13 protein-coding genes and 1 other RNA gene are annotated in these 13,886 nt (G+C 57.7%); 3 read left to right on the top strand and 11 right to left on the bottom strand.

Annotated features, from left to right (window positions below; all coding sequences use genetic code 11):
* Window positions 1–22 precede the first annotated feature (22 nt).
* Complete coding sequence (locus tag GFN93_RS09195) at window positions 23–799, bottom strand: hypothetical protein (RefSeq protein WP_235901774.1); 777 nt, start codon at window positions 797–799, stop codon at window positions 23–25.
* A 304-nt stretch (window positions 800–1,103) separates the two neighbouring features.
* Between GFN93_RS09195 and GFN93_RS09190 the strand changes: the two genes are divergently transcribed.
* Window positions 1,104–2,015 carry a helix-turn-helix domain-containing protein gene (locus GFN93_RS09190; protein ID WP_328594454.1) on the top strand — a complete coding sequence of 304 codons (912 nt, stop codon included), beginning with the start codon at window positions 1,104–1,106 and terminating at the stop codon, window positions 2,013–2,015.
* A gap of 140 nt (window positions 2,016–2,155) precedes the next feature.
* Window positions 2,156–3,145 carry a putative solute-binding protein gene (locus GFN93_RS09185; RefSeq protein ID WP_153500749.1) on the top strand — a complete coding sequence of 330 codons (990 nt, stop codon included), beginning with the start codon at window positions 2,156–2,158 and terminating at the stop codon, window positions 3,143–3,145.
* A 117-nt stretch (window positions 3,146–3,262) separates the two neighbouring features.
* On the opposite strand, the gene GFN93_RS09180 is transcribed toward GFN93_RS09185, so the two are convergent.
* From GFN93_RS09180 to ffs, 5 genes are all read right to left on the bottom strand, one after another.
* Window positions 3,263–4,405: an acyl-CoA dehydrogenase family protein gene (locus GFN93_RS09180; RefSeq protein ID WP_328594453.1), complete on the bottom strand. Its 1,143-nt coding sequence runs from the start codon at window positions 4,403–4,405 to the stop codon at window positions 3,263–3,265.
* 317 nt (window positions 4,406–4,722) lie between these two features.
* Window positions 4,723–5,325 (bottom strand): recombination mediator RecR, encoded by a 603-nt coding sequence (recR, locus tag GFN93_RS09175; protein ID WP_328594452.1) that lies wholly within the window; start codon window positions 5,323–5,325, stop codon window positions 4,723–4,725.
* Window positions 5,326–5,334: 9 nt separating this feature from the next.
* The gene (locus GFN93_RS09170; RefSeq protein ID WP_153500747.1) at window positions 5,335–5,652 is read right to left on the bottom strand and encodes a YbaB/EbfC family nucleoid-associated protein; all 318 of its coding nucleotides are present in this window, start codon (window positions 5,650–5,652) and stop codon (window positions 5,335–5,337) included.
* Between the two features lie 68 nt (window positions 5,653–5,720).
* Window positions 5,721–7,625, bottom strand: coding sequence for a DNA polymerase III subunit gamma/tau (gene dnaX, locus GFN93_RS09165; RefSeq protein WP_153500745.1), 1,905 nt, complete (start codon window positions 7,623–7,625; stop codon window positions 5,721–5,723).
* A 323-nt stretch (window positions 7,626–7,948) separates the two neighbouring features.
* Window positions 7,949–8,045, bottom strand: an RNA gene (ffs, locus tag GFN93_RS09160) — signal recognition particle sRNA small type.
* 159 nt (window positions 8,046–8,204) lie between these two features.
* Between ffs and gap the strand changes: the two genes are divergently transcribed.
* Complete coding sequence (gene gap / locus GFN93_RS09155) at window positions 8,205–9,227, top strand: type I glyceraldehyde-3-phosphate dehydrogenase (protein ID WP_153500744.1); 1,023 nt, start codon at window positions 8,205–8,207, stop codon at window positions 9,225–9,227.
* 94 nt (window positions 9,228–9,321) lie between these two features.
* Here gap and GFN93_RS09150 read toward each other — a convergent pair whose 3' ends face one another.
* From GFN93_RS09150 to GFN93_RS09130, 5 genes are all read right to left on the bottom strand, one after another.
* A complete protein-coding gene (locus GFN93_RS09150) occupies window positions 9,322–9,840 on the bottom strand; it encodes a hypothetical protein (RefSeq protein WP_153500742.1) in 519 nt (172 codons plus the stop codon).
* 206 nt (window positions 9,841–10,046) lie between these two features.
* Window positions 10,047–10,496 (bottom strand): Hsp20 family protein, encoded by a 450-nt coding sequence (locus GFN93_RS09145; RefSeq protein ID WP_153500740.1) that lies wholly within the window; start codon window positions 10,494–10,496, stop codon window positions 10,047–10,049.
* Window positions 10,497–10,657: 161 nt separating this feature from the next.
* Window positions 10,658–12,703 (bottom strand): hypothetical protein, encoded by a 2,046-nt coding sequence (locus tag GFN93_RS09140; RefSeq protein ID WP_153500739.1) that lies wholly within the window; start codon window positions 12,701–12,703, stop codon window positions 10,658–10,660.
* Entirely contained in the window at window positions 12,661–13,347 is a 687-nt protein-coding gene (locus tag GFN93_RS09135) for a 2OG-Fe(II) oxygenase (protein WP_235901772.1), read from the bottom strand. Before GFN93_RS09135 ends, GFN93_RS09140 begins: the two co-directional genes overlap by 43 nt.
* Window positions 13,328–13,795, bottom strand: coding sequence for a YbjN domain-containing protein (locus GFN93_RS09130; RefSeq protein WP_153500737.1), 468 nt, complete (start codon window positions 13,793–13,795; stop codon window positions 13,328–13,330). Before GFN93_RS09130 ends, GFN93_RS09135 begins: the two co-directional genes overlap by 20 nt.
* Window positions 13,796–13,886 lie beyond the last annotated feature (91 nt).

Here is a 13,886-nt window from a genome sequence, read left to right as displayed (position 1 = left end):
CCAAACATAGACAGCCTTTATTTTAGTTATTGGCGACGACGGGAGCTGTAACAGATGCGTCTGTACGGCGTGATTTACGCCACAAATCCAGAGGATAATTCAACAACAGCGAATAGCTTACTTCGCCAATACAGGGCAGTTCCGTACCCCGTTCCCAGGTGGGATTGCGAGTCTCGAAAAACTGGATTTTTTCATTATTCTGCCGCATGTCATCCGTGATGCCTGCCACATCAGATTTGAGATGCGTATAACCGGAGCCAAAGTCCAAAAGTTTTTTTTCTGCGCAGTAATATTCACGAAAAAGCTCATCACAATAACGATCAACGAGACTTGCCAGCTTGTCGCAGTCTTTCTCCGGTGAGGGATAATAATTGAGGAAATTATTTGCCATCAGCAAATAGGTTTTATAACCCTTGGAGATCAAAAGCCAAAACAGTGGGCGGGTTGGATGGCGAAGCTTCTCGCGTATCACGCGCAAGAAAAACGCCATGTGCAATGCCTTGTTCCCCCAGTAGGCTTTTTCGAGAATGGTATCGCCGCTAAAAACACCCCTGACAATGCGACCATCCACTTCCATATCGAGGGTCTTCATGGTGGAAAAACCAACCACCCGCTTGGTTGATCTCTCCGCCACAAGAAATACGCCGTCTTTCTCGGCCATGTCGCGGCAGAAAAGATCGAGGCTTACATTTTCGTAGTACCCCGAGTAAATCTCATACATTCTTCGCATGGTTAGCACTGATACTTTAGAAATAGGCACATACCGTGCTTTCAAAGAAGCCGAATTATCCCTTTTCATTTCTCCGCTCCATGTTTATTTTTATTTGTGAAAAGCGGCGCACATAATCGCCATCCAGACGCAAAGGTATAATGGTTAAAGCGGCCAGTTTTTTGTTAAAAAAGGCAATGTTCTTTTTGTTTTTTAGTTTCAAACGACAGAGTGGGACCTGGTTCTCACCAATAATAACAACAGCATTCAGGCCAGAGGCCGGGTACAAATAATGAAAAACAGTGGAATGGCACTGAACGTTCCCATCATTTCAGTTCGCTATGCCCGCCGGTACTTGCGGTTTGTACAAAAACACGGAATCAATGGAACGATCGTGCTCGAAAATGCAGGGGTCGATCCGGGCATTCTGGATAATCCCGAAGGATTTCTTTCCGTCAAACAGATTTCCCTGATTCTTCGACATGGCAATCGCCTCCTGAATGATGTCACCAGTGGCTTTCGATTTGGCCAGGAGCTCGATCTTCATGGCCATGGTTTGTTCGGCTTCGCCATCTTGCGACAGAAGAACTATCGACACCTGGTCAGTATGGTGGTGCAGTACCTGCGCGTATCGCTGCCGCTGATGGACATGGAAATTCATGCCAGCGGGGAAATGATTTCCATCCAGCTTCATGACAACTGGGAATTCGACGACCTTAAACCCACCATCGCCAGCATCTACATGGGTAGCATCCACTCGCTGGCATCACTGGTGTGTCGTCGCTTCACCTTCGAGTTCGACTTCCCCTGCCCCGGCAAGTCATTACAGTGGCAACAGCTTGCCAAGGGAGTGGAGATGCGTTTTGACTGCCCCCAGAACCGGGTACTCATGCCGCTTTCCGGCAGGCAGGGGCGCGATGACGATGCCAGTATGGCCAACTACCTGGCCGCTGCACGCAGCCAGGAGCAACTGAAAGGCTCCGATAGCCTCAAGGTCGTTACCCAGGTCCGACACCTGATCATGACTTCACCCGGGCGTAACAGCACCCTTGAGCGGGTTGCTGAGAATCTGGGGATGAGCCCGCGCTCCGTACGGCGCCACCTGGGCCTGGCCGGTTATGCTTTCAGCACCATTCGAAACCAGGTGCGTGAAACCTTCGCCACCCGCTTTTTGAAGGACACGGACATGCCGCTGGAGAAAATCGCCGAGCACATTGGCTACAGTGACCAGGCCAGCTTCAGCAAAGCTTATCGCTCCTGGACCGGCAAAACGCCCGGAGAGATCCGCCGTGCAAAGCGTCAGTAGCCTTTAACTCGCAGAAAACCGGGAAATTGACCCAAAATATGCCCCGACTGGCCCAGGTGGCTTTTTCTTTCTGAACCTTTCCCACTACTATCCACTCATACCTTAAAGCGATACCAGTAATAACAACGCAGGATTAACCCATGAAGAAACTTTTGACGGCCGCTTTTGCGGTCTGCGCCCTGGCCACCTCCGTTTCCGCCCAGGCCGCACAACAAAAAATCTGTGTATTCGACATCGTTGGCAACGTTGGCCCCATGATGGGCGCAATGAAAGACTGGCAAACTGCAGCTGTTGGCTGGGGTATTGATGCGGAGCTTGTGCCTTACACCAACGAAGCTATTGCCGCTGAAGACCTGAAAGCCGGTGTCTGTGATGCCGCGCTTGTCACGGGCATCCGTGGTCGTGGTTTCAGCAAGTATGCAGGCACCGTGGACTCCATCGGCGCGATCCCCACCATGGATCACATGCGGATTGTGCTGCAGGTGCTTGCCATGCCCCAGAGCGCAGACAAACTGTCACAGGGCGCCTACCAGATTATGGGCATTGCTCCCGCCGGTGCGGCCTATGTGTTTGTGAATGACAAGGAAGTGAACAGCCTAGCCAAGGCAGCAGGCAAACGCGTAGCCGTGCTTGAATACGACGAGACGCAAGCCAAGCTGGTCTCACAGGTCGGCGCAACCCCGGTAGCGTCCGACATCACCAACTTCTCCACCAAGTTCAACAACGGTGTGGTGGACGTGATTGCCGCGCCGCTGGCGGCCTATGAAGCACTGGAACTGTACAAGGGCCTGTCTCCAGATGGCGGTATCATCAATTATCCGCTGGTACAGCTGACCATTCAGCTGATCGCCAAGAAAGACGCGTTCGCTCCTGATGTAGCCCAGAAGTCCCGTGAATACTTCTACAACAACCTGGATCGTATCCTCGACCAGCTGAAGAGAGAAGAATCCAAAGTGGATGCCAAGTGGTGGGTGGAAATTCCGGACACGGACAAAAGTGAGTACGAAGTGCTGATGCAGGAAGCTCGCAACCAACTGAAGATCGAGGGTTACTACGATCCGGACATGCTGACCCTGCTACGCAAGGTACGCTGCAAGCTGGACCAGAGCCGTCCCGAGTGCACCGGCTAAGCCTAGCTACAAGCTAGCCTGTAGCGCCTGAACGACAAGAGGCCGCGCCCATGCCATGGGCGCGGCCTCTTTTGTTTTTCTGCGTGTTGCCTGTGGCGTGTTGAGTGAATCGTCTCTTTATAAGCCCATCTGCTTCGCGATCACCTCATTCATGATCTCGTGAGTCCCGCCACCGATGGAGAGAATGCGGTTATCTCGGTAGAGGCGCTCGACAATAGTGCCACGCATGTAGCCACTGCCACCGAATAATTGCACGGCATCGTAGGTCACCCGGTCAGCACAACGGGTTGCCACATTCTTGGCCATGGACACATCCAGCACGCAGTTCTCACCCGCCGCAATCCTGGCAGCCACCCGGTAGGTAAACTCGGTACTGGCCTTGATGTCCGTAGCCATCTCCGCCAGCTTGTGACGAGTCACCTGGAAGCCAGCCAATGGGCGGCCAAAGGCTTCACGTTCTTTCACATAACGAAGGCATTCGTCCAGCGCCAGCTGGGCAGTGCTGTTGGCGGTAACGGCAAGAATCAGACGCTCCATCTGGAAGTTACTCATGATGCAGTAAAAGCCGCCGTTCTCGGGGCCAATCAGGTTCTCTGCCGGCACCCGACAATCTTCAAAAAACAGCTCGGCGGTGTCTGATGCCCACCAACCCATCTTCTTCAGCTTCCGCCCCACGGTGAAACCCGGCGTGCCCTTCTCGATCAGAAGCAGACTGATGCCGCCGTACCCCTGATCACCGGTACGCACCGCCACGGTGTAATAATCTGCGCGCACCCCACTGGTGATAAAGGTCTTGGAACCATTCACCACATAGTGATCACCATCACGCACCGCACGGGTACGCAGGTTGGCCACGTCGGAACCGCCGTTGGGTTCGGTGATTGCCAGCGCGGAAATTTTTTCCCCGCCGATCACCTCCGGGATGACCCTTTCCTTCATGGCATCGCTACCCCACTTCCATACCGGAGGCAGGCCGATATCCAGGGAGCCGAGGCTGGCACAAAGGCCACCGGAGGAGCATCGTACCAGCTCCTCACAGGCCGCCACCTTCATGAACACGTCTTCGCCGGTGCCGCCGTATTGCTCAGGGGCATTGATTCCGAGAATGCCCGCGGCTGCCGCCTTGTGATACAACTCCCGGGGAAACTCCCCGGCCTCTTCCCAATCGTCTACATGGGGAAGGATTTCCCTTTCCACGAACTTGCGAACCGTAGCCCGCACCATTTGGTGGGTATCATTGAAATAATTCAGTGCGCTCACAGAGCCTCCTTCATTCAACCTAGCGCTTGCTTGGTCAAGACCTTAACAGAGGTAGAGGGAAAATGGCTATACAGCCTGACGGGTTGTGTGAGTTACGTTGGGGGGAAGCCTTAGTGAGCGCCAAGCCAGACATGGTGAAACATGCGATACAAGCGTTGACTGCTACTTGCCTGCAAGTAACAGAGCCATGTTAGGCATCACCGATTGGGAATGGTGAAAACCCAGAAGCACCGGCACAGGGTATTGCGTGATGGTGACTTCTCAAAACGCGATCCTGCGCGGGTCCTGGCCGATTTCAGCATTGAAGCGCAGGTGCGTCAGCTGCCGAATGGCCTGCGGGCACGAAGCGCCTGAGCCAGGGTGGCGCCATCCACGAACTCAAGATCACCGCCCATGGGTACGCCCTGGGCAATGCGGGTCACCTGCACGCCTGCGTCCTGGGCAAGGTCGAGGATGTAATGGGCGGTGGCTTCGCCTTCAACCGTAGTGCCGGTGGCAAGGATCAATTCGCGGATTTCGCCACCCTGCAGGCGCTGTTCCAGCACATCCAGGCCCAGTTCGCGGGGACCAATACCATCCAGCGGCGAGAGCTCGCCCATCAGCACGAAGTACTGCCCCATGTATTCACCGGATTGCTCGAAAGCAAGGACATCCGCGGGGGTCGCCACAATACAGATCAGCGAACTGTCGCGCTTGGCGCTTTCACAAATAGGGCACAGCTCGGCTTCCGCATAATTGCGGCAACGCTGGCAATGCTGCACCCCGTCCATGGCGGCATGGAGGGCATCACCCAGCCGGCGTCCCTGCTCCCTGCCCCGATCCAGCAAGGCATAAGCCATGCGTTGGGCAGAGCGAGGGCCGACACCCGGCAGACAGGTAAAGGCATGTATCAGCTGGTCAACCAGAGGCGCGTGCTTCACTGAGGAATCCTAGAGTTTGAAACCTGGCGGGAACGGGAAATCACCGGCCATATTCTGCATGTTGTCCTGCTGCTGTTTTTCCACCCGGCGTACCGCATCGTTGACGGCGGCGGCTAACAGGTCCTCCAGCAACTCTTTGTCTTCGCTCATCAGCGAGGCATCCACGTTGACGGATTTCACGTCATGGCGACCATTCATGACCACCTTGACCAGACCGGCACCGGCTTCACCGGTCACTTCCGCATTGGCGGCCTCGTCCTGCATTTTCTTCATCTTCTCTTGCATGGCCTGCGCCTGCTGCATGAGAGAGTTGATATCAAAGTCCATGTCATTCTCCAGAATTTTGCACCTGACGCCTGATGCCCAACAGTAACAGGCCTCAGGCATCCAGCGTGCTATTCCACTGTCTCTTTCGGGGCAACACTCTCTTCGTCCAGGCGTCCGTCGAACCGGCCCACCAACTGCTGCACGACGGCATCCTGATGAAGGGTGTGAATTGCATCGGCCAGGATTGCCTGACGTCTGGCCTCGGCCATCAATTCGGGGGTATCCCCGGCCCGCTGCTCGTACTCCACTTGCACCTGGATGCGGCGCTGGAAGTAATTTTCAAGGGCGGCGGAGAGTTCATCCAGGCGTTCGCGGTTTACCAGAACCTGGTGACCGGTGCTGATACGAAGTGTCCAGATATGTTGTTCACGGCTCACCAATACCGCATTACGAGCGATATTGCGCACAGTGCCGTCAAGGTCGAGCCGCAGCAACAACGCTGCCCACCAGGTGGCCACTTCGGCTTCATTGGTGGGCTCCGGCAGGGGCGCCAACGGAGCCTCAGGCTCTTGAGCCGGCGCTGCGGGCTCCGCCGTCTGGGTCACTGGCGGTGCGGTCCGGGTCTGCCCTTCTGGCTCTTGTCGGTCAGCCGGCGGCTCCCGCTCTGGCGATGAGGCCTGAACGGACGGCGCATCTTCCCAGGGCGGCACATCCTCTTCCCACGGTGGAGTGTCGTCCCCAGGGGATGAATGGCTCGCGGTAGCGGTTGAAACGGCCTGTGGCTGTGGCTCAGGCTGTTGTGCCGCGGCGGGCGTTGCCACTGGGGCAGGCGACTGGGCCGCTACCGCAGGCTTGGGCGTCTCCAGCAGCGCACGCAAGTCAGGCAATCCGTCAGCCGGGGCTGACGGTGCCTGCGATTCAGGCTTTTTTACCGGGGCAGCACCGCCCCCCTGGGCGGGCAGTACACCTTTCGGAGTAAACAGCACCATCCGCAGCAACAACATTTCCAGCGCTGCCCGGGTATCCGGGGCATCCTGCAGATCCCGGCGGCCACGCAAGGCCACATCATAATAAAGTTGTATCTGCTCAGCGGTGAGGGCGGCGGCCAGTTGGGTCAGGGTGTCATCCGCCGCACCGGGAACGGCCTGGCATACTGCAATCTGGTGCAACTGGCTGATCAGCTCGTCCAGCAGCGCCAGTTCACCGGGGCTGTGTTCACACACCCCAGCCAGCGCCTTGAGCACACCCGCAGGCTCTTGCTCCGCCAGCGCCACCAGCAGAGTCAGCACATGGTTGCGATCCACGGTGCCCAGCATGGCATTCACGGCCTCGCTGCCTAGCTGCTCACCACCGAACGAAATGGCCTGGTCCGTCAGGCTGAGCGCATCACGCATGGAACCTTGCGCCGCCTTGCCAAGGGCCAGCAGGGCAGGCTCATCGTAACGGATCATTTCCTTGTCGAGCAGCGTCTTGAGATGACCTGCAATCTGCTCCGGTGGCAACGCCTTGAGGCTGAACTGCAGACAGCGGGACAGCACCGTCACCGGCAGCTTTTGCGGATCAGTGGTCGCCAGCAGGAACTTCACGTGGGGCGGCGGCTCTTCCAGCGTTTTCAGCAGCGCATTGAAAGAATGCGCCGAAAGCATGTGCACCTCATCAATCAGGTACACCTTGTAGCGCCCCCGTGTCGGCGCGTACTGGACGTTGTCGAGCAGCTCGCGGGTATCTTCCACCTTGGTGCGGCTGGCCGCATCCACCTCGATCAGGTCCACGAAGCGCCCTTCGTTGATTTCCTGACAAGTCGGGCATACGCCACAGGGCCGGGCACTGACGCCCTGCTCGCAGTTCAGGCAGCGGGACAAGATTCGTGCAATGGTGGTCTTGCCCACCCCGCGGGTACCGGTAAACAGGTAGGCGTGGTGCAGGCGATCCTGATCCAGCGCGTGCATCAGTGCCCGCGAGACGTGCTCCTGCCCGACCAGTTCATCAAAGGTACGGGGGCGGTATTTCCGGGCAAGAACCTGATAACTCATAGCACTCCAGCAGCTTTTTCGGCCACCAAGACAAAGGAATTGAAATTCAGTCGCTTATGCTAACGAAGTTCCCGAAGGGAGGACAGTGCAGGAAGCAGGTTATGGGATTCTGGAAACAGAGAATAGCCGCCCATCTATCGCGGTTGCGCGACCCGGTACCACCGCTGCGCCAGCGGAATGGTAATTTGCCAGAATACGCAAACATAGGGTTGGAGCACCGAAAGATGCAACGCTCTCCACACCAACAGCGAGACAACTCAGTAGGCGGCAGTTCTTGGCGTGTTATGTGAAGCAGGATACTTGAGGCAGGAATTTGGAGGTCTTCCCGCCAGCCACACCCCGGCACACGAGTCCGCTGCTACCGTTGCTCCCTTCCGGGCCTGGCGGGGTTTACAGCTTGTCGTTGCGGGGGGACCGACGGGTCGACCATAACGCGCACGGGCCAGACGGCCACGAAGCGAGGGCGCATTGTGCGCAATGCGCCAATGCTTTGCAAGACGCTGCCGTCTGTCTGAACAAAGCTTGATCAACTGCCGTACAGGTTTACACTCAAGTCATGGGGTGGAAGGAGACTGCACCATGGCTGAGAACGGAAAAATTCGCATTGCCATCAACGGCTTCGGCCGCATAGGGCGCTGTATTGTTCGCGCCCTGCACGACCACCCTGCCGGCAAGCATTTCACGCTGGTTGGCATCAATGACCTGGCCGATTTTGAAGTGCTGGCGCACTTGCTGGCCTTCGACAGCACCCACGGTCGCTGGGAACATTCGGTCCATTACGACAATGGCTATATGGAAATTGATGGTCAGAGCATCCCCTGCTCATCCCATCGAGAGCTGTCGGAGCTTCCCTGGCGCAGCCTGAAACCGGATCTGGTGATTGAGTGCGCGGGCAAGTTCAAGACTCGAGCCGCCCTGGCGGATCATCTGCAGGCTGGCGCTCCGCGTGTGTTGTGCAGCTACCCTGTGGAGGATGCGGACGCCATGGTGGTGTACGGGGTCAATCACGATGCCCTGAGTGCAGATCAGCAAATTGTGTCCAACGCGTCCTGCACCACTAACTGCCTTGCGCCATTGGTCGATGTGCTCGACCAGGCCTTCACCGTCCGTCAGGGACTGATGACCACCATCCACAGCTATACCAACGACCAGAACCTGGTCGACAAGGCCCATGGCGACCTGCTTCGCGCCCGAGCTGCAGCGGTCAACATGATTCCCACCAGCACCGGGGCTGCCAAGGCTGTGGGCAAGGTGTTGCCCCACCTGGCCGGCCGGCTGGATGGCTTGGCCGTGCGGGTGCCCACATTGAACGTATCGCTAACCGATCTGACCGTGCTGCTGGACAAGCCGGCCAGTGTGGAAGAGATCCATGAAGCACTCAGTAATGCCGCCCACGGCCAACTGCAAGGCGTTATGGCCATCAACCACATTCCACTGGTGTCCGGAGACTTCAATCACCAGCCATTCTCCTGCATTGTCGATACCAATCACACACGGCAGATTGGCCAGCAAACCAAGCTGCTGGCCTGGTATGACAATGAATGGGGATTCAGCCAGAGGATGCTGGATGTGGCCGCGCACTGGATGAAGGTCAGTCGCTGACCTCCAGCGCCCGGCGCTTACCGGGCGCAATATCCGGCGTAGGGCGTGACAGGGCGTTGATGTCGCATAACCGACATATCGCCCTAGCCAACGTTCAGTCGAACGGGTGGAAATGCTCTTCGCGACCTGCTTCTTCAGCCTCATGACGATGGCCCGCCATGACTTTCTCGATCTTGCCGGCTTGGGCATCATCGTCGGCGTCCACCATCATCAGGTAGTCGCCCTCCATCACTCTGTCCATGTAAGGCGTAAGATGATGATTCTGGCTGGACACACCGCGCAGGCCACCCACCCAGGCGCCAAAGCAGGTGCCGAAGAGAGTCGCCCCAATAATGGCGCCACTATCCAGCTGTAAGCCCCAGGGATCCATGCCGGCCAGCAGGAAACCGGACAACAGCCCGATCCCCATACCTGTCAGTGCACCAACAAAGCCGGAATGCATGATATCGGTCTCTTCCCAGGGAGTAGTGCCGTGCACATGAGCCTGGGCAATCGCCATGGTGTCATTTCCCATCACATGGAGATGATTCTCACCGATACCGACCTGTTGAAGCTCAGTGGTGATCCCTCTCACCGAGGCAAGAGATTTAGTGAAATAATAGATACGTTTCATTGCTTGCCGCTCCCTATGGCTGACAATGGTGTCGGTCCCGATCTTCCTGATCAGGGCGCGAGACGATGCTCGTCGCGGTTGTTCAGCTGGTCTGGCAGACCTGCCGGGCGAGCTGATTTTCCACACTTGCCATTTCAAATTAGCAAAAAGGGGTCTGCTCGACCCCTTTACTGTGTCACAAAATTTGCGTCACAAACTGTTAGCAATTAATTGCTTTTTGTAGGGGTGACGTCGCCATCAACGGGGATGATACGGGGCTTTTTTTCCTCCGGAACAACCCGGTTCAGGGTTACCGTCAGCAAGCCATCTTCCATACCTGCAGAATCGACTTCTACATGGTCTGCGAGCTTGAACGTTCGCTCGAAAGCACGGCGGGCAATGCCCCGGTGTAGCCAGGTGCGATCGTCTTCACCTTGGGCAGCCAAGCCACCACGGATGCGCAGCTCGTTTTCCTGCACGGTGATCTCGATATCGCTGCGGCGGAACCCGGCCACCGCCATCACAATGCGGTAGCGGCCATCACTTTCGCGAATGATGTCGTATGGGGGGTAGCCACTGGATTGATCAGCACGCAACGCTGCATCCAACAGTTCATCGAAACGGTCAAATCCCACCGAATGGCGGAACAGAGGCGCAAGAGAGAAACCTGTATTCATCACACTAATCCTCATCATCCACAGCAGACCCCGCAGGCATCCACTGCATCATGTTTAATAATCAGATTGGCGTGACAGGAAGCATCTGCCCGGGGCAAAACACTTCAGACCGGTCTTGTCACATGACCAGAAATGGGGATGGGGAAAAACATTTCAAGGGCTCAGGGGGTAATCGTCAAACGGGTCTCTGCTTGCTGAACCGGCAACTGAAAACCGGAGGGAGCACGCGAGGGATAAGTCATGGCAGTAACAGCAACGCTCTGCGGCTGATCGGACACCGCCACCGGCACACGCACGCACAATTCCTCTCCGGCCTTGACCGCCCAACGCGGGCTACTGCCACTGTTCCAGCGCTCGCTGTTGCCGGAACAGGCTCGGTCCATCAACAAGCCGCTGACCGCTTTGCTGTCACTGTTGAACTGCACTTCGCCTGTCAGGGTCGCGCGGTAGCGGAATGTCACCACCGCCTTGCCCCCCGCCTCAACACGCTGTGTGGGTGGCGCCTGCCAGGTTGGCAGCGTCAACAGCCCAAGATTCAACGGCCCGGAATGACGATCCGGCGAGGCCATGAGCGGCCAGCTGACTTGCCTTCCCTGTCTGCGCCCCTTTACACCTTGAATATCCGGGACAACAGCAAGCAGCAGGTCTTGCGGCAACATGACAGTCAGTGACATGGCCTGGCCCTGGCTCTGCGCTTCCGACAACCGCAGGCTGATCCCCCCGGACTCACCACTGACCACATCCTGCTTTGGCCCCTTGCTGTCCAGCAGAACAAACGCCACACCTGACAGTGCCCGCTCCCCTTCATCCTGCATGCCATTGAACGCTGCGGCGGGATCGCCACCACCGTTGTCTTCAAACACCACACCTGACACCCAGTGCCCGGCAGGCCGACACTGATAACCCCCTTGCGCGCCACTCAAAGAGAAAAGGTCGAAGCTGGGCCATGGCTGGGGGGCGGACATCAAACGCTGTCCAGCACCGCCAGCGCCTCCTCCAGCCGCACCCTTTCCGCCCTGTAGGTTGAGTGTGACCGGCAACAGGGAGCCCGGCGGCATATCCAGCCAGAGGGTACCACCACTGCCTCCACCCCCTCCGGCCTTAACTGCTTTTACGCCATCGCCGCCCTGCAGATGAAGCGACCCTGGCCCAAGCAATCCGGCGGTTCGAACCAGTGCGACACCACCGCCATGACCGCCGTCCCCGCCTTCACCACGGTTACGGGCAGCTGCACCGCCGCCACTCCCCATCACCAGCCCGATGGGGGCCTTGGCGCCCCCCTTGCCACCGCCGGAGCCTGGCAAACCATCCTGACCGGCACGACCATTACCGCCGCCGCCACCGCTGGCCAATGCCCGGTGTGCCAGATCCAGCGCATTCCCTCCGCCGCCCGCCGTAGCCGGCGCCCCCCGGGCCATGTCACCAGTGGGATATCCGACCTCTTCAGGCAGTAACAGTACCGGGGTGCCGGCAATACCTTCCCCCTTGCTGCCATGATGGCCATAGGCCACCTTCTGGTCATCTGCACCGGGGCTGGCGTAACGCCAGTCTTCCGGACTCCCCAGCGCCCCCAACAGTGTCAGTGCTGGGGCACCACGCAAGCCTGCCGCCGAGACATTCAGCCGGTGCCCGTTCAAGGCCAGCTTGCGGCGCACATCCAGCGCCAGCACACCACCGGTGAATCCATCCCAGGGCAAGGCCTTGAGATCATGCTGCAACGACAGGCTGTCGTACTGGGGAACCCGCACCAGCTGCCAGCGTAGCCGGCCCTGCTTGGCATCCGCTGGTTGATTCACATAGCTGTAGATTAGCCCTCCGCCATTACCGCCAGCGCGGACCCTCAGGGTACTGCCTTCCAGCTGCTCGATGCGCACCCACTCGGCATGCAACTTGTGGTCTTGCAACTGGCCATAACGAGCATCGTTGCGGGTAAGAATAGTCGCGCCCTGCACCTGCATCAGCAGGCCAAGGTCACCGGCCAGCAGTGGCGAAGCGCCGCGAGCACGGCTGAGCACGAGGGTGCGGGTACCCGCAGTGAGGATCTGGGAGTCAGGACCGGTGAAGTAGGTATTGACCACCTCACCCACAGGATCTGAACCGTCCCGACCGGGCTCAGCGCACAGCTGCGCCACAGCCGGTCCCGCAAGCAGCAGGACAGCGAGTATCAGCGTGGCGGATCGAGCCAGTCGGCGGTAGTGTTGTTGCATCGGAACCATCCCGCAATACTGTAGCGTTCGTGGGTGGCTGCCAAGACTTCGTGGGGAATTTTCTCGCTGAGAAAGGCCACCAGTGTGCCGGCACGGGGTTCCACTTCGGTGGCAACGCTACTGGCATCCGGGTTCGGCCAGACACGCAATCGGCCACCCCAGTCACTTTGCCATCCTTCGTTGAGGTACAGCACCACGGACAGCAAACGGCCATTGTTACCATTAAAGGCATCCAGGTGGCGTTGGTAATAATCGCCGGGGCCGTAGATGGCAAAATGGGATTCCAGCTCGAACAGGCCCATAAACAGGGATTGGTTGACGGCCAGACGCAATGATTCCATGTACTCCAGCCACTGGCACTGGGCCAGAGTCTCGGCCTTCAGCCAGCAGGTACGGTCACTGCGCACACGGGTATCTTTCTGAAAATCCTGACGCCGACCGATCCCCGCCAGTTTGAATTCACCGAGCGCATCCCGCTCACTGGCTTCCTTGCGCAAGGCTCTTACCAATGAAATCGGCGCAAACCCCGGAGCCACCGCAAAGCCATCACGAACCAGGCCCTCTATGAGCCCATCCAGATGACTACCGCCTACCCCGCCAACCAGATCCGCATTGTCATGCATCTCAGTGGAGTGCCTCAGCATGACCGTTATCAAATTCATCCGGCCAGATCAGCCAGTTGTAATCCTGGCATTCGTCCATCAGCTGCAGGGTGGCATCCACCGTCGCCTGGACGAAATAAATAAACTGGTCAAACGTGATTCCGCGCCGCCCCAGTAACAAATCGCAGGCCACCAGACGCGGTAAGGAGTCATCATTCACATCGAGGAAAAGCTTCACCGACGGAAAGGCCATATTGAGACGACTGAGTTCAGCCTGAACAGCGAACAAGGCTGCTGGCCGCACTTCCAGCTCGGTGGTCAGCAGAACGCCATCCTCTTCCACAAACAACCGGGAATCGACCACGCCCTCGCGCCCCTGTAACTCAGACAGGTGCAAGCCGTGACAATGCTCACAGATGTAATGCTGAATATTGGCCTGCTGCAACCACTGCTTGATCTGGTCCGCATCTGCCTGAACGACGCCTAACATGACTTCTCCATTAACTGCCAAAACCCCGGCAATGGCCGCGAATCATCATCTATCAGCAATAAAAAAGGAATAGAAAACCGGCATTTTTGGT

Source organism: Alcanivorax sediminis (assembly GCF_009601165.1).
Taxonomy (GTDB): domain Bacteria; phylum Pseudomonadota; class Gammaproteobacteria; order Pseudomonadales; family Alcanivoracaceae; genus Alcanivorax; species Alcanivorax sediminis.
This window is presented reverse-complemented; position numbering and strand designations above follow the sequence as displayed.